The following is a 22482-nucleotide window of genomic DNA, read 5'->3' as shown; positions in this document are numbered from 1 at the left end:
GAGGTAAACATGGCAGAGACACATCAACCCTTTTCACTTCAAGATGAAGTTTTTATGCGCAGAGCGATTGAGCTTGCCGCGATTGCTGAAAGTGAAGGGGAAGTGCCTGTTGGCGCGGTACTGGTCAAAGATGGCGAAGTGATTGCTGAAGGGTGGAATCAATCGATTGGTCAACATGATGCAACGGCCCATGCAGAAATACAGACCTTACGCCAAGCTGGGCAGAGTCTGGGTAACTATCGTCTGCTTGACACCACGTTGTACGTCACCTTAGAGCCTTGCCCAATGTGTGCGGGCGCACTGCTGCATAGCCGTGTGAAACGCATTGTCTTTGGTGCTCCTGATTTGAAAGCGGGGGCGGCAGGGACGGTACTCGATCTGTTTTCTAGTCAAGCGGCATATCACTACGCAACCATCGAAAAAGGATTGTTAGAGTTGGAATGTCGTGAGCAGTTACAGGCCTTTTTTAAGCGCCGTCGAAAAGAGATCAAGGCGTTGAAGAAGGAGCAGCAGACTCAAAGTGATCATGAAGATGTGGACGAGGAAGAAAAGTAGAGAGTAGTAGCAAACATCTGCGTTTCATGGTGCAGATGTTTACTCATCAATTAAGCGTGGTTCACAAGGTGCACAAAAATGCGATTGCGAGCGCTAATTTTTCTTTTTGTATTCGCTAACTTACGTTTACGTCGGTTAGCCGCTACAGTTTTGTTCAGGCGTTTGGATTGGACGCGACGTCTTAACACAACGACCTCCTACTGACGATAAATAATCCCCTTAACGACGACGATAACGTCTCCGCATTCTTTAGAGCCTTGGCTTTAAGAGCAGTCTTTGGGGTGGCTAAATATGAACTCTTTCAGTACAAGCTTGACGCTTGGAAAGTGACGCTAAGATTTAGAACGACCGAAGTGGTCCGCTTAGCTTAATTCAGAAGAGCGATTTTAGATAAAGTTGCCGATAAAAAGCAATCGACTTTTACAAAAATCGCTCCACTTCTGCTCTTAAGGTTGGACTTCTGTGGTGAGTGTCGCTTGGCTGACACCGACATCTGGCGACAGAGCTTCGTTTTCTGCAGCGTCAATGTCGCTAGCTGCCACTAGCTCACTGTTTTCGAGTGGCGGGATCACTTGAATTTCGCCCTCTTGATCGCTCGCAATCAGAGAGTTTTGTCCCACATGACCAATGATGCTTTGGTAGTAGCGGCGGATATTCTCAACGTAATTTTTCGCCTCGTCTCCACGGGCATAACCGTAGCGAGTTTGGCTGAAATACTTCTTCTGTCTTAATAGCGGCAGTCTCTCTTTCACATCTCCCCAAGAATCTGGATCGCCACCTTGTCGTTTGGTTAAACGGCGTGCATCCATCATATGACCAAAGCCAACGTTGTAGGATGCTAAAGCAAACCAGATTTTCTCATGTTGAGGGATCGATTCAGGTACACGAGCGACAATACGACGCAGATATTCAACGCCACCGCGGATAGACTGCTCTGGGTCTAAGCGGTTTTTTACCCCAACACTTTGCGCAGTCGGCAACGTCAGCATCATCATACCGCGCACACCGGTCGGCGATTTCGCGAGGGGATTCCAATGTGATTCTTGGTACGCCAGAGCGGCAATTAAGCGCCAGTCAAATTCTGCAGAATATTGCTCAAATAAAGGAGCCCATTTGGGTAATTTATTGTCCAACGCACGGATAAAGGCGCGCGTATCCACATAATCGAAGCTGCCAATGTGGCCAATGTATTTTTCTTCTAGGCGTGCAAGTTCGCCAGATTGGCTAATGTTGCCGAAAAACTCAATCATCAGCGCATACAAAGATTCATCCGGTGAACGGCGAACAAACCAAGAAACAGGTTGATCTTCGGTGACTTCAAATGCGGTGGCTAAATCGGGGTAGAGACGTTGAGCCAGTGATAATTCGATAGAATCGCTGATGGCAAACCTCAGCTCCCCAGTTGAGACACGGCGAAGCAAATCATAATTATCGGCATCAGAGACGGTGGTAAATTGCAGCTCTGGGTAATCGCTCTGTAGCGATTTCAACAACGTCACATTTTGTGATTGTTTCACTACTTGCAGAGTGTTGGCAGCCGCATTGTTACTCGCTTCGGCTTCATCTTCGGAGGCGGTTTTGGCGTTTTGGTATTCGACTAACTGTTTTAAGTTACGTGGGCGTAGGGCACCATTTTTGTACACCACGACTTGACTGACGTAATAATAACTTGGGCCGGGGCGAAATTGTTTAATCGCTCTTGGGGTCTGGTTGAGACCGGTGGCGATGAGGTCGATGTCTCCGCGTTTGAGCATGGGGAACAACTCGGCTTGGCGAAAAGCCACTTTCACTTCAAGTTTGACGCCAAGTTCATCTGCAAACTGGCGAGCGAGTTCGTAATCTAAACCAGTTTGGCCATCAGGACCGATGTAATAAGAGAGTTGATTATTGAGAGTGCCGACACGGAGTACACCTCTCTGTTTGATCTGATCAAGCTCGCTAGTGGGCTTTGATTCAATCTGACACGCTGATAAAAACAGCGTTGTCGCGATAATAAACAGAAAGTTACGTAGTTGGTGAAGATTAAATATTGGCATCAAGTCTGCTCTCAAAAATCGATTCGTCTCTTTATATCAAAGCGGGCAAGGTAGGCAAAGAAAAAGCGATAGGCAAAATTGTACACCTTTTCTTAGCGACGACATTTTGGTTGTATTTCAAATTTGACAAAAAAAGTGACGCAAACGGTTGCTTTTGGTGTTACATCACAAAAACAATTGCTATATAATGCGCCCGCAACAGAGAGGTGCAATCGGCATAAGTTCGAAGTAAAACAGTATAACCCACTGAATTTATTCCAATATCACCTTAATCAATTGCATAAGAGACCTAAGCACATGAGAATTTTGCGTGGCTCCCCAGCTCTTTCTGAGTTTCGAGTTAATAAACTACTGGAACTTTGTCGTGAACAAGATCTGCCTGTAACGGGCATTTACGCCGAGTTTATGCACTTTGCGGATTTGACCTCTGAGTTAGACGCAGAAGCGCTAGAAAAGTTAGAGAAACTTCTTACTTACGGCCCAACTATCGAAGAGCACGAGCCTCAAGGTCTCTTATTGCTGGTCACTCCTCGTCCTGGCACCATCTCTCCTTGGTCATCAAAAGCGACAGACATTGCACAAAACTGTGGCCTTAACGCAGTGAAGCGTTTAGAGCGCGGCACGGCGTACTATGTTGAGTCGTCTTCAGAGCTTTCTAGCGTACAAATCGACATCGTAAAAAGCATTATTCATGACCGTATGATGGAAGCGGTATTTGGTGATCTAGAAGCGGCAGCGGCATTGTTCAGCGTTGCGCAGCCTGCACCAATGACTCAGGTGGATATCCTTTCTGGAGGTCGTCTCGCGCTTGAAGAAGCCAACGTTTCACTTGGCCTAGCATTGGCAGAAGATGAAATTGATTACTTGGTGGAGAACTTTACTAAGCTTGGCCGTAATCCAAATGACATCGAACTTATGATGTTTGCTCAGGCCAACTCTGAGCACTGTCGTCACAAGATCTTTAACGCCGATTGGACGATCGACGGTGTGGAACAGCCAAAATCGCTGTTTAAGATGATCAAAAATACCTTTGAAACAACGCCAGATCACGTGCTGTCTGCCTACAAAGATAACGCGGCGGTAATGACGGGTTCAAAAGTGGGTCGTTTCTTCCCCGATCCAGAAACGCGTCAATACAACTACCATCACGAAGATGCACACATCTTGATGAAGGTAGAGACGCACAACCACCCAACCGCAATTTCACCATGGCCAGGTGCTTCCACCGGTTCTGGTGGTGAAATTCGTGACGAAGGCGCAACCGGTATTGGCGGCAAGCCAAAAGCGGGTCTGGTTGGCTTTACCACCTCGAACTTGCGCATTCCTGGCTTTGAACAGCCATGGGAAACCGATTTTGGTAAGCCGGGTCGTATTGTCAACGCCCTTGACATCATGCTAGAAGGCCCGCTTGGTGGCGCGGCATTCAACAATGAATTTGGTCGTCCAAACCTCCTTGGTTACTTCCGTACTTACGAAGAGAAAGTGACGTCACACGCAGGTGAAGAAGTGCGTGGCTACCACAAGCCAATCATGATTGCTGGTGGTATGGGTAACATTCGTGATGAACACGTGCAGAAGAAAGAGATCCCTGTCGGTGCGAGCTTAATCGTACTGGGTGGCCCGGCGATGAACATTGGTCTGGGTGGTGGTGCCGCTTCGTCTATGGCATCAGGTCAGTCGGCCGAAGATCTGGATTTTGCTTCGGTACAGCGTGAAAACCCAGAGATGGAACGCCGTTGTCAGGAAGTGATCGATCGCTGTTGGCAGCTTGGCGACAACAACCCAATCGCGTTTATTCACGATGTTGGCGCAGGTGGTATTTCAAATGCGTTACCCGAATTGGTCAATGATGGTGAGCGTGGTGGTAAGTTCCAGCTGCGCGATGTACCAAACGATGAACCGGGAATGAGCCCATTGGAAATCTGGTGTAACGAATCTCAAGAGCGTTATGTGCTCGCGGTCGCACCAGAAAACATGGCGGCATTTGATGCAATCTGTAAACGTGAGCGTGCGCCATACGCCGTGGTCGGTGTGGCAACGGAAGAGCGTCACCTAACGCTGGAAGATGCGCACTTCGACAATACACCGATTGATATGCCAATGGACATTCTGCTTGGCAAACCACCAAAGATGCACCGTGAAGCAACCACACTCAAAGTGGACAGCCCAGCGATGACGCGTGATGGCATCGAACTTAATGAAGCGGTGGATCGTGTACTTCGTCTTCCAACCGTGGCTGAAAAAACTTTCTTGATCACCATTGGTGACCGTACCGTCACAGGCTTAGTGGCGCGCGACCAAATGGTCGGTCCGTGGCAGGTGCCAGTTGCAAACTGTGCAGTAACAGCTGCCAGCTACGATACGTACCACGGTGAAGCGATGTCTATGGGTGAACGTACGCCTGTTGCGCTGCTTGATTTTGGCGCGTCAGCTCGTCTAGCCGTTGGTGAGTCTCTCACTAACATCGCAGCGACTGACATCGGCGATATCAAGCGCATTAAGCTGTCGGCAAACTGGATGTCACCAGCAGGTCACCCAGGTGAAGACGCGGGTCTTTACGAAGCGGTGAAAGCGGTGGGTGAAGAACTGTGCCCTGCATTAGGTCTTACTATCCCTGTTGGTAAAGACTCAATGTCAATGAAGACCAAGTGGAATGAGAACGGTGAAGAGAAAGAAGTGACTTCTCCACTGTCTCTGATCATCACCGCGTTTGCTCGTGTTGAAGATGTACGTAAAACCATTACTCCTCAGCTGCGTACCGACAAAGGCGAGACTTCACTTGTTCTTGTTGACCTTGGCAACGGTAAGAACCGCCTAGGTGCTACGGCGCTGGCTCAGGTTTACAAGCAATTGGGTGATAAACCGGCTGACGTCGACAACGCAGAACAGTTGAAAGGCTTCTTCGATGCGATGCAAGCTCTGGTTCGTCAAGACAAATTGCTTGCGTACCACGATAAAGGGGATGGTGGCCTATTGGTGACGCTTGCAGAGATGGCATTTGCTGGTCACTGCGGTGTCAACGCGAATATCGCTGCGTTGGGTGACGATGTTCTGGCTGCGTTATTTAACGAAGAGCTCGGTGCGGTTGTTCAAGTTAAGAACGATGAATTGGATTCCGTGCTGTCGACGTTGGCGGCAAATGGTCTAGAAGCGTGTTCACACGTAATTGGTGCAATTGATGCTTCAGACAACTTTGTGATTCGCTCTGGTGATGCTGTGATACTGGAACGTTCACGCACAGATTTGCGTGTTATCTGGGCGGAAACGACGCATAAGATGCAGGCACTGCGCGATAACCCAGCGTGTGCAGACCAAGAGTTTGAAGCGAAGAAAGACAATTCAGACCCAGGTCTGAATGTATCTCTAAGCTTTGATGTGAATGAAGATATCGCAGCTCCTTATATCGCGAAAGGCGCGAAACCTAAGATGGCGATCCTGCGTGAGCAGGGGGTTAACTCTCACGTTGAAATGGCAGCAGCGTTTGACCGTGCTGGCTTTGAAGCGACTGACATCCACATGAGTGACATTCTGACGGGTCAAGCAGTGCTGGATGAGTACCATGGTCTAGTGGCTTGTGGTGGTTTCTCGTACGGTGATGTATTAGGTGCGGGTGAAGGTTGGGCGAAATCTGTGCTCTTTAATGCGCAAGCACGTGAGCAGTTCCAAGCCTTCTTTAATCGTGAAAACACCTTCTCACTGGGTGTATGTAACGGCTGTCAGATGCTTTCAAACTTGAAAGAATTGATCCCAGGTGCCGACTTGTGGCCACGTTTCGTTCGCAACGAATCAGAGCGTTTTGAAGCACGCTTTAGCCTAGTCGAAGTACAGAAATCGGATTCCGTCTTCTTTGATGGCATGGCTGGCTCTCGTATGCCTATCGCTGTTTCGCACGGCGAAGGTCGCGTGGAAGTACGCGATGCTCAACATCTCGCTGCGATTGAAGCATCGGGCACCGTTGCGGTCCGCTTTGTTGATAACCTAGGAAATCCAACACAGCAATACCCGAACAACCCGAATGGTTCACCAAATGCGATTACCGGTTTGACGACAAAAGATGGTCGCGTAACCATCATGATGCCGCACCCAGAGCGTGTCTTCCGCACCGTAGCGAACTCATGGGCACCAGAAGGTTGGGGTGAAAATGGCGCGTGGATGCGTATGTTCCAAAACGCACGCAAAAATCTAGGCTAATCCGATTGAAATAATGTGATACTGAATAAACCGCTAGAGAGTTTCTCTGGCGGTTTTTTTATCAGTGAGCCAATAGCCAATCGCAAATAATTGTGGTCTAATACGCCGCTTGCCAAGGGATGGCTTGAATCCCTTTACAATCCCTTAGGAACATCTGACATGTCTAAAAACCAAAAATTTGCCATCCGCGTGACTGAGAAACGTGAAGGTTGGGCGGCTGAGATTACTCGTCAAGTAACCTCTCGTAAAACTGTTGTTTCAAAACGTCAAATGGGTTTTGACTCTGAAGCGGCTGCTCAAGCGTGGGCAGAAGCTGAACTCGCTGGTTTTGTTAAAAACCAAGCCGAGCGCAACGAGCGTAAAGCTCAGCAACGCAAAGAGCGCGATGCTGAAGCGTTGAGCGCAAAACTACGTAAAGCAGAACAACGTCGCGCTCGCGATGTTGAAGAAGATGACGAAGAGTAATCGTCTGCTGGATACTGTTTGAAAAAGCCCCGATGCTCACACATCGGGGCTTTTTGCATTTATGCGTTTTACCTAGGTTAGTTGAAGCAATCTGAGGAGAGTGAAACATGGAAGTCTCCCGCCGCAGGGGCGGCAAACTGCTTGCTACTAGGGATTAATCCCGGCGTATTGCTGTTGACTTGATTGCGGTAATATTCTTGTTCGCTTTTGCGTTTTGGTAAGTCGAAGTGTTGCAAACCATCAGAAAGATCTTTGGCTTCGCCATAGTCAAAGTGGGGCTCTTGACCTGATTGAGAGACCAGCATGTCGCAGTTGATGCGATTCGCTCCACGATCTAAGGTCCATTCGATGTTTTCCTTCCCTGCGTCCAGATCAAGCGATGTCGATAGGTTTTCCGTTTGTGTCATTCTGTCCTGACTCGGATCCTGATTGGCTTCAAAATGCTGTTGCAGGTAGTGGGCGAGATCCGGTGTTTGGGTATGTTGTGCCATGCTTGGCAGTGACAACAAAGCGACAAAAGAAAGAATGGAACGAAACATCATAGTGACTCGGCGGCTATATCAATAATCCAGTGATGGTAAATATCAATAAAACGCCGTTCAATTTATTTCGTGTAATGATATGTATGGCTCACGTCAATAGCATGAGCCAACGTATTGTAGCGAAAAAAGGTTAAAGGGGGATTTGCCCTGTGGTGATCAAGTCAATGTCACTTTCAACGAGCTCTTCAATATAGCTTTCTACCACTTGCTCGACGACTTCGTCATCTTGACGGAAGTAAGCCACATTAAAAATAGCGTCTCCTTCATTAACCAGAGGCAGTGTTTGTTGGCCAATCACAATGCCACCTTTCGGGGCTTTCAACTCCACTTCATCATGGCCCAGCGGTGAACTGATATAGGCTAAGGTTTCCCCTTTTTCAACTTTGGCGCCCAAGTTGACCACGGTACGCAAAATGCCGTTTCCTGATGCTCGTACCCAACTGGTGGACTTAGCGATGACAGGTTGAGGCAATTTTTTTCGACTGGCTCGGAGCATGCCAATAGCTTGCATCACGCGTTTAACACCGAGCACTCCGGCACTAATGGAGAGAGGATCAAATCTGAGCGCTTCGCCAGCTTCATAGGTTAGTACGGGAATATCGCATTTTTCAGCTTCGGAGCGAATGGAACCATCTCTAAGGGCTGAATCGATGATAACGGGCGCGCCGAAGGCTTTGGCTATTCTCAACGTTTCTGGATTACTCAAATTGGCACGGATTTGAGGCAAATTGGTTCGATGGATGGCTCCGGTGTGAAGATCAAGAATATAGTCGGCTCTTAGGGCCACATTACTAAAGAAGGTATGTGCCATGCGTGAAGCCAGTGCGCCTTTTTCACTACCGGGAAAACAGCGGTTGAGATCGCGTCTGTCCGGCAGATAGCGAGATTTATGAATAAACCCGAACACATTCACGATTGGAACGGCAATAACGGTACCTTTGATTTGGTTGGGATCGAGGCTGTTAATCAGTTGTCTAACAATCTCAACGCCATTGAGTTCATCACCATGTATTGCAGCGTTGATCATCAGTACAGGGCCAGCATTGCGTCCATTGATGATCTCAATCGGGATCGAAAGAGGAGAGTGGGTGTAAAGCTGCGCCGCATCGAGCTCTATCTCTAACCGTTGTGCGGGGGGAATTTTGTGCCCTAAGATCTCGAACACTTTGTTTTTCTTGATACGAACCATACTACTTCCTGTATTTGCTGTTCCACTGACTCTAACAACGCAGCTAAGGTGAAACCATTCGACCTTATTAAGATTACGATAAAAATCGCTAATCGTTCACTGACTTTTCTCTGATTTTTGTCGATAGGTTGTTAATTTTGGCTGATTGAAATTTAATCGCTCAATGTGTCTTGTTTTGGTATATGACCTTGTTATGTAAAGAGTCTTAATTTTGAGATTGCTTTAGCAGCACAGAATTTTCCTACTTTGAGGATGGTTTTTATCTGCGCTAATATGCGCCCCCAATTCCTGTTCTCCAAATTACATTCGAGGTAAATATGAAAAAGACGATCACTAAAGTCGTGGCATTATCTGTAGCAGCAATGGCATTGTCTGGCTGTGTAGGTAGCAATGCAGTAACGGGTTATGTTATGGGCTTCAACCTGAAAGCTGTAGACAACCGTTATGCTCGTGGTGGTCTAAACATGTTGTTGGCGCCAGTATACGGTGTGGCGATTGCAGCAGACTACATTGTGTTTAACTCACTGGAATTCTGGACGGGCAAAAACCCTCTAAACGGCAAGCCACACATCTTTGACACTAAGATGGACACTTACATTGATGTGAACCACCAACTAGACAAGTCGCTAACAACTGCACCGATTGCGCCGTTAACGAACAACCGTATCATTGAGCAAGGTATGATGCAGCAGATCGACGAAAATACCGTTCAAATGGACATCACCTACAACAATGGTGAAAAAGCGATATTGACCGGTGTACGTGAAGGTGATTTCGTGACGTACTACATTGATGGTGAAGTGGTTGCACAAACTTCAATGGATGAGCTAGCGGCTTACGCGCAAAATCGTGCTTAATCGATAGTGAACGAGACAGAAAGGGCGCGAGTTTCGCGCCCTTTGTTTTTATCGTGTTACGCCTTTTCAGGAATCGCTTCCAGTAACGCCACCATTTGATCCCAGTAGAGTTGTACCGTGTCAATCTTCACTTTTTCATCTGGAGAGTGCGGGAATTTAATCGTTGGGCCAAATGACACCATGTCCATGTCAGGGTAAGGTTTCTTGAATAGGCCGCATTCTAGGCCCGCGTGAATGACCATGATGTTCGGTTTGTGACCGTAAATGCCTTCGTACATATCACGGAAGATCGCCATGATTTCAGAATCAGCATCCGGTTTCCAACCTGGGTAAGCGCCAGAGAACACGATGTGTGCACCTGCCAGTTCCGCTACTGATGTCAGCATGCTTTCCACTTGGCTGCGACCTGAGTCGATCAGTGAACGGATCAAGCACAATACGGTGATTTTGTTCTCTTCAGTGGTGATTACACCCACGTTAAGCGACGTTTCAACCACACCTTCAATCTCATCGCTCATGCGAATGACACCGTTTGGACAAGCATTTAATGCAGCGACAAAGCGTTGTTGATCAGCATTCGTCAATACACCAGCTTCCACATCAACCGCTTGGTTAAACGTGACAATGTTGGTTTCCACTTTACCGAGCTCGGTTTTTAGAAGTTCAGTGTAGTAGTCAAACAGTTGAGCAAGCTTATCTTGTTTTTCTGCAGGCAGCGCCACTTTGACGAATGCTTCACGAGGAATCGCATTACGCAGGCTACCACCGCGGAACTCTACTAAACGCAGATCCAATTCTTGTGCATGGCCAGCAAGGAAACGTGCCATCAGTTTGTTTGCGTTACCGCGGCCAGTGTGGATGTCACAACCTGAGTGACCGCCTTTTAAGCCTTTTAGCGTTAACTGACGAGTAATAAAGCCCGCAGGAACCGCTTCGCGTTGAATATCAAACGTCATCGCGCCGTCGATACCGCCTGCGCAGCCCATGTAGACTTCACCTTCTTGTTCAGAATCGGTATTAAGAAGAATGTCGCCTTCTAGCCAACCCGCTTCCAAACCAAAAGCACCCGTCATGCCCGCTTCTTCATCAATGGTTAGCAGTACTTCAATTGGACCATGCTTGATCTCTGTTGAGGCCAACACCGCAAGGCAGGAAGCCATGCCAATTCCATTATCCGCACCGAGCGTCGTACCTTCTGCGGTCACCCACTCACCGTCAATGTATGGACGAATAGGATCGGTGGCGAAGTCGTGTTGAGTGTCTTCGTTTTTCTGAGGCACCATGTCGATGTGCGCTTGAAGAACAACACCCTTTTTGTTTTCCATGCCTGGTGTCGCAGGCTTTTTAATAAACACATTGCCGGTTGGATCGCGACGGACGTCTAGACCTTGCTCCGTCGCCCAGTTGACGATGTACTGAGCAAGGGCTTCTTCATGCTTTGATGGGTGTGGGATAGAACAAATCTTATCAAAAAACTGCCAAAGTGGAGCAGGTGATAAGGTACTGATTTCAGAATGGAACTCAGACACAGATGACTCCTTTTTCTAGGTTTGCCGGATGATGGCACTGCTGTTAGCCCAGTAGATTAGATGGTTGTGGGTTCAGCAGATAATAAGTTGTGAGCAAGGATATCACTTGCAAGCAGAGCCGAGTAGTGCCAGTCACAGGCTGTTTACAAGTGCACTGTCACAGAATGTGAACATCGCTGTCAGCGCTTACTCAATTGGTTGGTTATGCTCTGTAACTTAACCTATTTTGAGTTTGATAATTCTGTAATTTAATTACCAAATTAACTTGATATAGATCATTAAATGAAATTTATGTGATTTTAATCACTAAAAGTATTGTAATAAAATTTCTTGGTGGTATATTTGTAACCAACTTCTAAAGCGAAGACAAAATGCTCAAAGGATGAGTCCGTTTATCGCCTCCAAGGAACCGAGAAATCAAACGTGTTTAATTGATTTAATAAGGTGATAGTTATGAAAGGTTTAGCATCTGCAATGTTTTGGACAAACAACTCTGTTTACACCAGCAACTTTGCATACCCAACAAGCTTTGGTTACAAGTAACGTACGCTAACCAAGTGCATGTGACCCCCGAACGATTTGTTCACCCCTAAATTGGAATTTTCTTTCAGTAATCGAACTGACATGATTCTACCGCCACTCAAATTGAGTGGCGTTTTTTTGTTTTCTCAATATTAGTGATACGAGAACAGACCTCACTTCCGAAACCAATCGAATCCGCCGCATTTCTTACATGTAAACTCTGCAATTTTTCCTCGTTATTCCGTGTAAGTTTACGACATTGTCGATTTATTCTTCAGTTTATCTTCTAAAGCCCCTGTTTTTTCTGGTTGTTTCTTAAAGGAAAAATAATAGCGGCTAATTTTTCTTGCTGAATTGGTTTCATAATCCAGCGAGAAATCTTTATTAGAGTGAAAAATCTATCTGGAATTTGTTATTTGATAACTTTATAATCTGCAGCCAATCGATTACGCAACCGTTTACTTTTTACCTTTACAGGATTCGATCATGCTCGAAAGGCTATTTAAACTCAGCGAACATGGCACAAATGTGCGCACTGAGATCATTGCAGGTATTACTACCTTCTTGACGATGGCTTACATCATTTTTGTTAACCCAGCGATTCTAGCTGATGCGGGAATGGACCGTGGTGCCGTGTTTGTTGCTACCTGTCTTGCCGCAGCAATTGGCTGTTTCATTATGGGTCTACTTGCCAACTACCCAATCGCACAGGCGCCAGGTATGGGCTTAAATGCCTTCTTTACCTACGCGGTTGTTCTGGGAATGGGATACACCTGGCAAGTCGCATTGGCGGCCGTATTTGTGTCGGGTGTGCTTTTTATCCTGTTGAGCATCTTCAAAATTCGTGAGTGGATCATCAACTCGATTCCGCTCTCTTTGAGAACGGGGATCTCAGCGGGTATCGGCTTGTTCCTTGCGTTCATTGCTCTGAAAAATGCAGGCATTGTTGTTGATAATCCTGCGACGTTTGTTTCTCTTGGCGATATCACTTCTCTCGCACCAGCTCTGGCGGCTTTTGGTTTCTTTTTGACTATTGCACTGGTTCACCGTGGTGTGAAAGGGGCAGTAATGATTGCGATCTTAGCTGTGACGGCACTTGGTTTGGTGTTTGGTGATGTCCAATGGGCGGGTGTGATGTCAACCCCACCAAGTATTGCGCCTACGTTCATGCAACTGGACTTCTCTGCGGTATTTGAAGTAGGCATGATTTCAGTGGTGTTTGCTTTCTTGTTCGTTGACTTGTTCGACACAGCGGGCACGCTCGTGGGTGTTGCAACCAAAGCGAACCTGATTGAGAAAGATGGCAAACTGCCACGTTTGAACAAAGCACTGCTGGCTGACTCAACAGCGACTTCTGTAGGTGCGCTACTAGGGACATCAAACACAACGTCTTACATCGAAAGTGTCTCTGGTGTGGCGGCTGGTGGCCGTACAGGTTTAACGGCGGTTGTCGTGGGTGTGCTATTCCTATTGGCACTGTTCTTCTCACCACTGGCAGGCATGATTCCCGCGTACGCAACAGCGGGTGCCCTGTTCTACGTGGCAATTTTGATGCTTTCTGGATTGGTCAGCATTGATTGGCGCGACTTAACCGAGGCGGCTCCTGTTGTTGTGACATGCTTGCTGATGCCACTGACTTTCTCGATTGCAGAAGGGATTTCTTTAGGTTTCATCGCGTACGCTGCCATTAAATTGTTCAGCGGAAAAGGGCGTGATGTTTCACTCAGCGTCTGGATTATGTCGGCTATTTTTATCATCAAGTATCTGGTGGCTTAAATAGCTTTTAGAGTTGCGTTCCGGTAGAATAATCGTTTGCGCAGCTCGATACCCAAACTTTCTGTTACGTTTCGGGCTCTCATCTTTATGAGAGCCTGTTGTCTGTTTGGGACAATAGATTTTTCAAATAATTAGGTTATTACAATGAGCAACAAATTCGTTATTACCTGGGACGCCATGCAAACTTACTGCCGTCAACTTGCTGAAAAACAGATGCCAGCAGACCAATGGAAAGGCATTTGGGCAGTGAGCCGTGGTGGTTTGGTTCCTGGGGCTATTCTGGCTCGTGAGCTAGGTATTCGCTATGTCGACACCATCTGTATTTCCAGCTATGACCACGATCATCAACGTGATATGACTGTACTGAAAGCACCGGAAGGTGACGGCGAAGGCTACCTAATCGTTGAAGATCTAGTTGATAGCGGTGACACCGCGCGTAAACTGCGTGAAATGTACCCTAAAGCGAAACTGATTGCGGTTTGTGCAAAACCTTCTGGTAAAGAGTTGTTGGATGATTATGTCGTCGACATCGCTCAAGATACTTGGATTGAGCAGCCATGGGATATGGCATTGGCTTACGCTGAACCAGTAAACCGAAAGCAGAAGTAAATCCTGATTTTGTTGAGAGAATGACCCTTTTACGGGTCATTTTTTTTTATACTGTTATACTGATTTGGCTTTTAGGCGCACACACTCTTGCATGGAAAGAGTATTAAGCCACTGAGCCGTATTTGTTTTTTAGTCTTTTGGAATGTCACTCTGAGCCCGAATATGTCAGAAGAAGTCAGCAAAAACCTGTCAGAAACGCTATTTGTCAAACATAAGCAAGCCAAAGAAACCTCGGCATTGACTCAATACATGCCGACCAGCCAATCCTTACTTGATGAAATTAAAGAGAAGAATGGTTTTTCTTGGTATCGCAACCTTCGTCGCTTGCAATGGGTGTGGCAAGGTGTCGATCCTATTGAGCAAGAACAAGTATTGGCTCGTATTGCCTCTTCCAAACATTCACGCACTGATGAGCAATGGCTCGATACGGTGATGGGATATCACAGTGGTAACTGGGCTTATGAATGGACGAGGCTCGGTATGGAGCATCAAAAGCGTGCCGGTGAGATGACGAATGAAGCAGCATCGGAAGCGCTCTTCTCCGCATCCTTGTGTTACAGCATCGCAGGTTACCCACACCTCAAGAGCGATAATTTGGCCATTCAAGCACAAGTTTTGGCCAACAGCGCTTATCTTGAAGCCGCGAAAAAAAGCAAATACATCATTAAGCAGCTCGAGATCCCATTTGAGAAAGGGAAGATCACCGCGCACTTGCATCTGACCAATACGGATAAACCGCATCCTGTGGTTATTGTGAGTGCGGGATTAGACAGTCTGCAAACCGACATGTGGCGTCTATTTCGAGATCACCTTGCCAAGCACGATATTGCCATGTTGACAGTAGACATGCCATCGGTGGGGTACAGCTCAAAATACCCATTAACGGAGGATTACAGTCGCCTTCACCAAGCGGTGTTGAACGAGCTTTTCTCTATTCCTTATGTCGATCATCATCGAGTGGGTTTGATCGGCTTTCGTTTTGGCGGTAACGCCATGGTGAGGCTCTCGTTCCTTGAGCAAGAAAAGATCAAAGCGTGCGTTATCTTAGGCGCACCTATTCATGATATTTTTGCCTCCCCACAGAAATTGCAGCAAATGCCGAAGATGTATCTCGATGTCTTAGCCTCGCGTTTAGGTAAGAGTGTGGTAGATATTTACAGCTTATCGGGGCAAATGGCCGCGTGGTCACTGAAAGTACAAGGCTTTTTGAGCAGTCGTAAAACCAAGGTGCCTATCTTGGCGATGAGCTTAGAAGGGGATCCGGTCTCGCCATATTCGGATAATCAGATGGTTGCTTTTTTTAGCACTTATGGAAAAGCGAAGAAAATCAGTTCCAAAACAATTACACAAGGATATGAGCAATCCCTCGATTTAGCGATAAAGTGGCTGGAAGATGAACTCTTAAGGTGACAAATCTCCTAATTTAGTCAAGAGTGATATATGAGCCTGAAAATTTAAGCTCATGATAAATAAAAATTATTGTCATTCTTAACATTGAAGAAAATGGAGATTCACATGTCAGAAGTGACGAACAACCCTACCCACAATCGTTTATTGGCAAAATTGCGAGCGATGGGGCCTTACTTGAGAGACCCTCAATCTAAGGAAGGGCTTTACTACTTTGATTGCTTGTCTGTTTGTATTGATGATCGAAAATCACCAGAGTTGCGCGAGTTTTGGGGCTGGTGGATGGAGCTGGAAGCGACTGAGGGAGGCTTTACAGCAAACTATCATATTGGAAAATATGATGTTGAAGGGAACTGGCTCGATTTGGCTATTCCTAAAAATGCACTTGAAGAAGTGAACAAAACCCAGAACTGTTTTCACCTCAAATTAGTCAAAACCTTGGAAGAAAATTTTCAGCTAAGCGTGGCGTATCACGAGCAGTCTGTGGAATTTGTCTGATTTCATCCTCTTGGAACTACCTAAATCAAAAAGGTGCGATTTTCGCACCTTTTCTGCTTGTGAATTCTTCATTTGATTGTTAAAACATCTTCTCTATTTTTGTGTTTCATTTCAGAAGACATCATGACAACGAATCAACAAAGCGTCGCAGCTTCTCAACCAAAAACTATTGTTGTGAAGCTTGGAACCAGTGTATTGACCGGTGGTACATTAGCGTTAGATCGCGCTCATATGGTTGAGCTTGCGCGCCAATGTGCAGAGTTAAAAAAACAAGGCCACTCTGTGGTGGTCGTCTCGTCAGGCGCGATTGCCGCTGGACGTGAGCACTTAGGTTACCCCGCGCTGCCCAATGCGATGGCAAGCAAACAGTTGCTTGCTGCGGTTGGGCAAAGTCAGTTGATTCAAACTTGGGAATCGTTATTTGCACTGTATGGCATCAAAATTGGCCAAATGTTGCTCACTCGAGCGGATCTCGAAGATCGCGAACGTTTTCTCAATGCTCGAGATACGATTAACGCGTTAGTGGATAACGGCATTATCCCTGTCGTTAATGAAAATGACGCCGTCGCCACGAGCGAAATCAAAGTGGGTGACAACGACAACCTCTCTGCGTTGGTGGGCATTTTATGTGGTGCTGATAAACTACTGTTGCTGACAGACCAAAAAGGCTTGTATACCGCCGATCCGCGTAAAGATCCCAATGCTGAGCTGATCAAAGAAGTTAAAGTCATTGACGATACTTTGCGTAAAATTGCTGGTGGCAGCGGTACAACATTAGGTACTGGTGGGATGGCAACAAAGCTCCAAGCTGCGGACATTGCGCGTCGTGCTGGCATTGAAGTCATCATTGCGGCAGGCCGTGGTCAAAATGTCATTTTTGATGCGTTGAGCCCAGCCCCTCAAGGAACCCGTTTCTTGCCTTGTGAAGAGGCGTTGGAAAACCGCAAGCGTTGGATTCTCGCTGGCCCTGCGGCCTCTGGTGATATTGTGATTGACCAAGGTGCGGTGAAAGCCGTGGTCGAAAAAGCAGCAGTTTGTTGGCGAAAGGGGTGACCAAAGTACTTGGCGAGTTTTCTCGTGGTGAAGTGGTCCGTGTAACGGATGCACAAGGCCATTTGGTTGCGCGAGGTATTGCGAGTTATTCCAACCAAGATATGGCGAAAATTGCCGGTAAGCACAGCAAAGACATTATTTCGATTCTGGGCTATGACTATGGTTCAGAAGTGATTCACCGTGACGACATGGTTGTCATTCAAGAATAGTCGCTCACCAGAATCAAAGAGGACAACAAAGTGGATTTAATCACATTAGGCAAAGCGGCAAAAGATGCTGCTTTTCAGCTTGCCACCGCTTCTACGGCGCAAAAGAACAAAGCATTGGCCATCATTGCGGATGAACTTGAAGCGAATGCGGCGGATATTTTGGCGGCAAACAGCAAAGATATCGAACTCGGTCGACAAGCGGGTTTGAGCGAAGCGATGCTGGATCGTTTACTTTTGAATGAATCTCGCTTGAATGGCATCGCCAACGATGTACGTAACGTGATCAGCCTAACGGATCCGGTCGGTAGCGAAATCGACAGTAAAGTGTTGGAAAATGGCATGCAGCTGTCACGCCGTCGTGTGCCGCTTGGCGTGGTTGGTGTGATTTACGAAGCGCGCCCAAATGTCACTATCGACATCGCGGCATTGTGCCTAAAAACCGGCAATGCGAGCATCCTACGTGGCGGAAAAGAAACCTTCTTCTCCAACATGGAGTTGGTGAAGGTGATTCAATCGGCGTTAGCGAAAGCTGGCTTGCCAGCGGCATCGGTGCAGTACATTGAAAAACCGGATCGTGAGCTGGTCACTCAATTGCTGAAACTGGACGATTACGTTGACATGATCATCCCTCGTGGTGGCGCGGGGCTGCACAAAATGTGTAAAGAGAACAGCACCATCCCTGTGATCATTGGTGGTTTCGGTATCAGCCATATTTTTGTTGATGAAACGGCTGATCTCGCGAAAAGCGTGGATGTGGTGGAGAATGCAAAAGCTCAGCGTCCTTCCGCTTGTAATGCGCTGGATACCTTACTTGTTCATGAGCGTATCGCAGAGCAGTTTCTTCCGATGCTGGTGGCAAAACTCAATGGCAAAGTGACTTTTGTTGTTGAGCCAAAAGCCAAAGCGTACATGACTAAAGCTGAACAGGTGCGTGATGCGAGTGATGGTGATTTTGATACCGAATGGTTGAGTTACACGCTGGGAGTTAAAGTGGTTGCGGATGTGCAAGAAGCGATCGACCACATGCGTGAACATAACGCGAGTCACTCTGATGCCATCATGACGAACCATCTGCAAAATGCTGAGTTGTTTATCAACTCGGCGGGCTCTGCGGCGGTGTATGTCAACGCATCGACACGCTTTACCGATGGCGCACAATTTGGTTTGGGCGCAGAAGTGGCGGTGTCTACTCAGAAATTGCACGCACGTGGTCCAATGGGATTAGAAGAGTTAACCAGTTACAAATGGGTTGGCAAGGCGAATTACCTTTCACGCGCGTAAGCGTAATCGAGTTTGAGTTAACATATCCGGTCTAAACCGTTTTGAAAAAGGGGCATCACGCCCCTTTTTGTTTTATTCGGCCTAGCAATTCCGCTAAACTAGCCGCAAGTTCTGCACCTGCTTTGCCGCCGTGATGCGCTGTATTACCACGGATATTCGCAATAGCGTGCAGATGGATCTATGCATCATTGGGAGGTGATATGCATTGTCCTTTCTGTTCAGAAAATGACACCAAAGTAATTGATTCGCGTTTGGTGGCCGATGGTCATCAAGTACGTCGCCGTCGTCAGTGCCTCGCCTGTAACGAACGTTTTACCACGTTTGAAACCGCGGAGTTGTTAATGCCAAAGGTGATCAAATCCAATGGCAACCGTGAGCCGTTCAATGAAGACAAGATGGTTGGTGGTATTCAGCGTGCTTTAGAGAAACGTCCTGTCAGTGCCGATGCAATTGAATTGGCGATCAGCATGATCAAATCCAAATTACGTGCCACTGGCGAGCGTGAAGTGCCGAGCAAAATGATCGGCAACTTGGTGATGGAACAGCTCAAAGATTTAGACAAAGTGGCCTATATTCGCTTTGCTTCCGTATACCGTAGTTTTGAAGATATTCGTGAATTTGGTGAGGAAATCGCCAGATTGGAAGATTAACGCAAGGTAACGGTTCACCATGTCGGAATTTACTGCAATCGATAGACAAATGATGCTGCGCGCCATTGCTTTGGCGAAACGCGGCCTCTATACCACCGCACCTAATCCTAATGTTGGTTGTGTCTTACTGCGCGACGGCGAAATTGTCGGAGAAGGTTTTCACTTTCGCGCTGGCGAGCCTCATGCGGAAGTGCACGCGATGCGCATGGCTGGTGACAAAGCCAAAGGTGCGACCGCTTATGTCACGCTAGAGCCTTGTTCACACTATGGTCGAACGCCCCCGTGTGCGGAAGGCTTAATTAAAGCTGGGGTAAGCCGAGTGGTGTGTGCAATGGAAGACCCAAACCCCCAAGTCGCGGGGAGAGGTTTTGCCATGTTGCGAGAGGCAGGGATCGAGGTATCGGTGGGCCTACTTCAAGCAGAAGCAGAAGCACTGAATCCTGCTTTTATTAAGCGAATGAAAATGGGCATGCCGTTTGTTCAACTCAAAATGGCCGCGTCCCTCGATGGTCAAACGGCTTTAGCCAATGGCAAGAGTCAGTGGATCACCTCTCCACAAGCTCGCCGAGATGTGCAACGTTTTCGGGCGCAATCAGGGGCGATTTTGTCCACCAGTAAAACGGTGCTCGCTGACAATGCGTCTCTTAATGTTCGTTGGTCCGAGTTACCTTCATCTGTGCAACGCGCTTTACCGCAAGAGCAGCTGCGTCAGCCCACTCGTGTTGTGTTAGACAGACAAGCCGAGCTTTCGCCGGAGCTAAAACTTTACCAAACCGAGGGTGAGCGACTCATTGTTGGTCCCAAAGGCGATCTCCCTGCACCTTTGGATGAGCACGGACAGATCGATTTGCCGCAACTGTTCGCGCAACTGAGTCAAACGCAGTTAATTAACCATCTTTGGGTTGAAGCGGGAGCAACGCTGGCCGCTGGACTGATAAAACACCAGTTGGTGGACGAACTGATTGTTTACCTTGCCCCAAAACTGATGGGCAGCGATGGACGTGGATTGATGGGTGCGCTGGGTTTGCAAGCCATGTCGCAAGTGATCGATTTAGACATTAAAGATGTGCGAATGGTTGGGCCGGATATCCGCATCATTGCACACATCAAAGCAAAAGAAAGTTGATATGTTCACAGGAATTATCGAAGCAGTTGGAACCTTGGCTGCGATTACCCCAAGAGGGGAAGACATTACCGTAACGGTTAACACAGGCAAGCTCGATATGTCGGACGTTAAGTTGGGCGACAGTATTGCCACGAATGGTGTTTGCCTGACGGTGATTGATTTTTCAGACCGTCATTACAGTGCCGATCTCTCGTTAGAGTCTTTAAAGAAAACGGGCTTTGCCAATTATCAAGTGGGTGACAAGGTCAATCTCGAGAAAGCGATGCTGCCTACCACCCGTTTTGGCGGGCATATTGTTTCTGGCCATGTGGATGGCGTTGGTGAAATTGTTGAGCGTAATCAGGTTGGTCGTGCTATCGAGTTTTGGGTCGCAATGCCTGAGAGCTTGAGTAAATACGTTGCGGAAAAAGGCTCAATCACCGTTGATGGGATCAGTTTGACCGTGAATGATCTACGCAAGAATGCGTTTAAACTCACCATCGTTCCTCATACGGGGGACGAAACCACGATTAATGATTTCCAAGTGGGGCGCAAAGTTAACTTGGAAGTGGATGTTCTTGCTCGTTACATGGAACGTTTGCTACTTGGTCAACAAGCACAATCCAATGACGAGTCCCGCATCACCATGGAATTCTTGCAACAGAATGGTTTTGCTTAGTTCACAGAATGTTAGCCCACAGGTTGACACTCGGTAACGATGAATCAGACTAGTGTCTATCAGCGTTTTAGCGCTTAAATTGACAGGAAATATCGCTATGCCAATCAGTACACCCCAAGAGATCATTGAAGACATTCGTTTGGGCAAAATGGTCATCTTAATGGACGATGAAGACCGCGAAAACGAAGGTGATTTGATTATGGCGGCGGAGCACATTACGCCAGAAGCCATCAATTTTATGGCCAAATATGGTCGCGGTTTGATCTGTTTGACTATGACCAAAGAGCGTTGCCAGCGTCTTGGATTACCACCAATGGTGCAAGATAACAACGCGCAATACACTACCAACTTCACCGTTTCCATTGAAGCGGCGGAAGGCGTGACAACCGGTATTTCAGCAGCGGATCGTGCTCGTACCGTGCAAGCGGCAGTCGCAAAAGAAGCTAAAGCGGCAGACTTGGTGCAACCGGGGCACATTTTCCCATTAGCCGCGCAAGATGGTGGCGTGTTGACTCGCGCGGGGCATACTGAGGCGGGCTGCGACCTTGCTCGTTTGGCGGGTTTCGAACCAGCCTCTGTTATCGTTGAAATTCTGAATGACGATGGCACCATGGCGCGCCGCCCTGATTTGGAAGTGTTTGCTGAGCAGCATGGTCTCAAACTTGGCACCATTGCCGATTTGATTGAGTATCGAAACAACACGGAAACCACGATTGAGCGCGTTGCTGAGTGCAAGCTACCCACTGAGTTTGGTGAGTTTGATCTCGTGACCTACCGCGACACCATTGATAATCAAATTCACTTTGCTTTGCGTAAAGGTACGATGGGTGATCAAACACCACTGGTTCGTGTTCACTTACAAGACACCTTTACCGATTTACTGCGCAGCGATCGCAATGCTGAGCGCAGTTGGACGCTTGATAAAGCGATGAAGCGTATTGGCCAAGAAGGGGGCGTTTTGGTGATTCTAGGGAATGAAGAGTCGCCTGAGCTGCTGATCCATCGCGTCAAAATGTTTGAAGCTCAAGACAAAGAAGAGGCGCCTAAATTGGCTAAGAAGCAGGGCACTTCACGTCGTGTTGGTGTCGGCTCGCAAATTCTTGCAGACTTAGGTGTGCACGACATGCGTCTACTTTCTTCCAGCAACAAGAAATACCATGCCCTTGGCGGTTTTGGTTTGAATGTTGTTGAGTATGTGTGTGAATAACACCACTTCTAAATAAACGCAGCGAAAATAACTCTGCGTTTATTTTTCTCCCCTAATTCGACTTATCTCTTCGCTGTAAGGCAGTATTTCGTGGCGAAATACCATTAGATATTGCTCACAAA

At 47.3% G+C, this 22482-nt stretch carries 18 protein-coding genes and 1 pseudogene; 15 read left to right on the top strand and 4 right to left on the bottom strand.

The window, feature by feature from the left end; genetic code table 11:
- Window positions 1–9: 9 nt before the first annotated feature.
- On the top strand, window positions 10–555 hold the full coding sequence (tadA, locus tag VV1_RS01665) for a tRNA adenosine(34) deaminase TadA (RefSeq protein WP_011078442.1): 546 nt from the start codon (window positions 10–12) through the stop codon (window positions 553–555).
- Between the two features lie 446 nt (window positions 556–1001).
- On the opposite strand, the gene mltF is transcribed toward tadA, so the two are convergent.
- Window positions 1002–2591: a membrane-bound lytic murein transglycosylase MltF gene (gene mltF / locus VV1_RS01660; protein ID WP_011078441.1), complete on the bottom strand. Its 1590-nt coding sequence runs from the start codon at window positions 2589–2591 to the stop codon at window positions 1002–1004.
- A 297-nt stretch (window positions 2592–2888) separates the two neighbouring features.
- Here mltF and purL point away from each other — a divergent pair, with 297 nt between their 5' ends.
- Together purL and VV1_RS01650 are read left to right on the top strand one after the other, a co-directional pair.
- Window positions 2889–6782: a phosphoribosylformylglycinamidine synthase gene (purL, locus tag VV1_RS01655; RefSeq protein WP_011078440.1), complete on the top strand. Its 3894-nt coding sequence runs from the start codon at window positions 2889–2891 to the stop codon at window positions 6780–6782.
- Window positions 6783–6941: 159 nt separating this feature from the next.
- Window positions 6942–7247, top strand: coding sequence for a DUF3622 domain-containing protein (locus VV1_RS01650; protein ID WP_011078439.1), 306 nt, complete (start codon window positions 6942–6944; stop codon window positions 7245–7247).
- A gap of 77 nt (window positions 7248–7324) precedes the next feature.
- Here VV1_RS01650 and VV1_RS01645 read toward each other — a convergent pair whose 3' ends face one another.
- Together VV1_RS01645 and VV1_RS01640 are read right to left on the bottom strand one after the other, a co-directional pair.
- The gene (locus VV1_RS01645) at window positions 7325–7789 is read right to left on the bottom strand and encodes a hypothetical protein (protein ID WP_011078438.1); all 465 of its coding nucleotides are present in this window, start codon (window positions 7787–7789) and stop codon (window positions 7325–7327) included.
- Window positions 7790–7919: 130 nt separating this feature from the next.
- A complete protein-coding gene (locus tag VV1_RS01640) occupies window positions 7920–8978 on the bottom strand; it encodes a succinylglutamate desuccinylase/aspartoacylase family protein (protein WP_011078437.1) in 1059 nt (352 codons plus the stop codon).
- Between the two features lie 317 nt (window positions 8979–9295).
- Between VV1_RS01640 and VV1_RS01635 the strand changes: the two genes are divergently transcribed.
- Window positions 9296–9835 (top strand): DUF3332 domain-containing protein, encoded by a 540-nt coding sequence (locus VV1_RS01635; RefSeq protein WP_011078436.1) that lies wholly within the window; start codon window positions 9296–9298, stop codon window positions 9833–9835.
- A gap of 56 nt (window positions 9836–9891) precedes the next feature.
- Here the strand turns inward: VV1_RS01635 and VV1_RS01630 are convergent, their stop codons facing one another.
- Window positions 9892–11364, bottom strand: a complete 1473-nt coding sequence (locus tag VV1_RS01630; RefSeq protein ID WP_011078435.1) for an aminoacyl-histidine dipeptidase — start codon at window positions 11362–11364, stop codon at window positions 9892–9894.
- A gap of 453 nt (window positions 11365–11817) precedes the next feature.
- On the opposite strand from VV1_RS01630, the gene vcdP reads away from it, so the two are divergent.
- From vcdP to ribBA, 11 genes and pseudogenes are all read left to right on the top strand, one after another.
- Entirely contained in the window at window positions 11818–11907 is a 90-nt protein-coding gene (vcdP, locus tag VV1_RS25570) for a small protein VcdP (RefSeq protein ID WP_479729370.1), read from the top strand.
- Window positions 11908–12372: 465 nt separating this feature from the next.
- Entirely contained in the window at window positions 12373–13662 is a 1290-nt protein-coding gene (locus VV1_RS01625) for an NCS2 family permease (protein WP_011078434.1), read from the top strand.
- 144 nt (window positions 13663–13806) lie between these two features.
- The gene (gene gpt, locus VV1_RS01620) at window positions 13807–14271 is read left to right on the top strand and encodes a xanthine phosphoribosyltransferase (RefSeq protein WP_011078433.1); all 465 of its coding nucleotides are present in this window, start codon (window positions 13807–13809) and stop codon (window positions 14269–14271) included.
- A gap of 162 nt (window positions 14272–14433) precedes the next feature.
- Window positions 14434–15681 (top strand): esterase FrsA, encoded by a 1248-nt coding sequence (frsA, locus tag VV1_RS01615; protein ID WP_011078432.1) that lies wholly within the window; start codon window positions 14434–14436, stop codon window positions 15679–15681.
- A gap of 105 nt (window positions 15682–15786) precedes the next feature.
- Window positions 15787–16176, top strand: coding sequence for a sigma factor-binding protein Crl (gene crl, locus VV1_RS01610; protein ID WP_011078431.1), 390 nt, complete (start codon window positions 15787–15789; stop codon window positions 16174–16176).
- 123 nt (window positions 16177–16299) lie between these two features.
- Window positions 16300–17438, top strand: a pseudogene (proB, locus tag VV1_RS01605) (glutamate 5-kinase).
- A gap of 12 nt (window positions 17439–17450) precedes the next feature.
- Window positions 17451–18719 carry a glutamate-5-semialdehyde dehydrogenase gene (locus tag VV1_RS01600; RefSeq protein WP_072610729.1) on the top strand — a complete coding sequence of 423 codons (1269 nt, stop codon included), beginning with the start codon at window positions 17451–17453 and terminating at the stop codon, window positions 18717–18719.
- Between the two features lie 200 nt (window positions 18720–18919).
- Window positions 18920–19369 (top strand): transcriptional regulator NrdR, encoded by a 450-nt coding sequence (gene nrdR, locus VV1_RS01595; RefSeq protein WP_011078428.1) that lies wholly within the window; start codon window positions 18920–18922, stop codon window positions 19367–19369.
- A gap of 19 nt (window positions 19370–19388) precedes the next feature.
- Window positions 19389–20495: a bifunctional diaminohydroxyphosphoribosylaminopyrimidine deaminase/5-amino-6-(5-phosphoribosylamino)uracil reductase RibD gene (gene ribD, locus VV1_RS01590; protein ID WP_011078427.1), complete on the top strand. Its 1107-nt coding sequence runs from the start codon at window positions 19389–19391 to the stop codon at window positions 20493–20495.
- Between the two features lies 1 nt (window position 20496).
- Window positions 20497–21153, top strand: coding sequence for a riboflavin synthase (locus VV1_RS01585; protein ID WP_011078426.1), 657 nt, complete (start codon window positions 20497–20499; stop codon window positions 21151–21153).
- Window positions 21154–21250: 97 nt separating this feature from the next.
- Window positions 21251–22360, top strand: a complete 1110-nt coding sequence (ribBA, locus tag VV1_RS01580) for a bifunctional 3,4-dihydroxy-2-butanone-4-phosphate synthase/GTP cyclohydrolase II (RefSeq protein WP_011078425.1) — start codon at window positions 21251–21253, stop codon at window positions 22358–22360.
- The last annotated feature ends 122 nt before the right edge of the window (window positions 22361–22482 follow it).

The sequence above is a fragment of the Vibrio vulnificus CMCP6 genome, from assembly GCF_000039765.1.
GTDB lineage: Bacteria > Pseudomonadota > Gammaproteobacteria > Enterobacterales > Vibrionaceae > Vibrio > Vibrio vulnificus_B.
The sequence above is the reverse complement of the archived record's forward strand: the minus strand, read 5'-3'. Positions and strand labels throughout refer to the sequence as shown.

Excerpts from the sequence above, each read along its gene's own strand:
- frsA (WP_011078432.1), top strand. The coding sequence starts at position 14,434 with ATGTCAGAAGAAGTCAGCAAAAACCTGTCAGAAACGCTATTTGTCAAA.
- VV1_RS01635 (WP_011078436.1), top strand. The coding sequence starts at position 9,296 with ATGAAAAAGACGATCACTAAAGTCGTGGCATTATCTGTAGCAGCAATG.
- VV1_RS01640 (WP_011078437.1), bottom strand. The coding sequence starts at position 8,978 with ATGGTTCGTATCAAGAAAAACAAAGTGTTCGAGATCTTAGGGCACAAA.
- vcdP (WP_479729370.1), top strand. The coding sequence starts at position 11,818 with ATGAAAGGTTTAGCATCTGCAATGTTTTGGACAAACAACTCTGTTTAC.
- VV1_RS01625 (WP_011078434.1), top strand. The coding sequence starts at position 12,373 with ATGCTCGAAAGGCTATTTAAACTCAGCGAACATGGCACAAATGTGCGC.
- ribBA (WP_011078425.1), top strand. The coding sequence starts at position 21,251 with ATGCCAATCAGTACACCCCAAGAGATCATTGAAGACATTCGTTTGGGC.
- VV1_RS01645 (WP_011078438.1), bottom strand. The coding sequence starts at position 7,789 with ATGATGTTTCGTTCCATTCTTTCTTTTGTCGCTTTGTTGTCACTGCCA.
- VV1_RS01585 (WP_011078426.1), top strand. The coding sequence starts at position 20,497 with ATGTTCACAGGAATTATCGAAGCAGTTGGAACCTTGGCTGCGATTACC.
- mltF (WP_011078441.1), bottom strand. The coding sequence starts at position 2,591 with ATGCCAATATTTAATCTTCACCAACTACGTAACTTTCTGTTTATTATC.
- gpt (WP_011078433.1), top strand. The coding sequence starts at position 13,807 with ATGAGCAACAAATTCGTTATTACCTGGGACGCCATGCAAACTTACTGC.
- nrdR (WP_011078428.1), top strand. The coding sequence starts at position 18,920 with ATGCATTGTCCTTTCTGTTCAGAAAATGACACCAAAGTAATTGATTCG.
- tadA (WP_011078442.1), top strand. The coding sequence starts at position 10 with ATGGCAGAGACACATCAACCCTTTTCACTTCAAGATGAAGTTTTTATG.
- crl (WP_011078431.1), top strand. The coding sequence starts at position 15,787 with ATGTCAGAAGTGACGAACAACCCTACCCACAATCGTTTATTGGCAAAA.
- purL (WP_011078440.1), top strand. The coding sequence starts at position 2,889 with ATGAGAATTTTGCGTGGCTCCCCAGCTCTTTCTGAGTTTCGAGTTAAT.
- ribD (WP_011078427.1), top strand. The coding sequence starts at position 19,389 with ATGTCGGAATTTACTGCAATCGATAGACAAATGATGCTGCGCGCCATT.
- VV1_RS01650 (WP_011078439.1), top strand. The coding sequence starts at position 6,942 with ATGTCTAAAAACCAAAAATTTGCCATCCGCGTGACTGAGAAACGTGAA.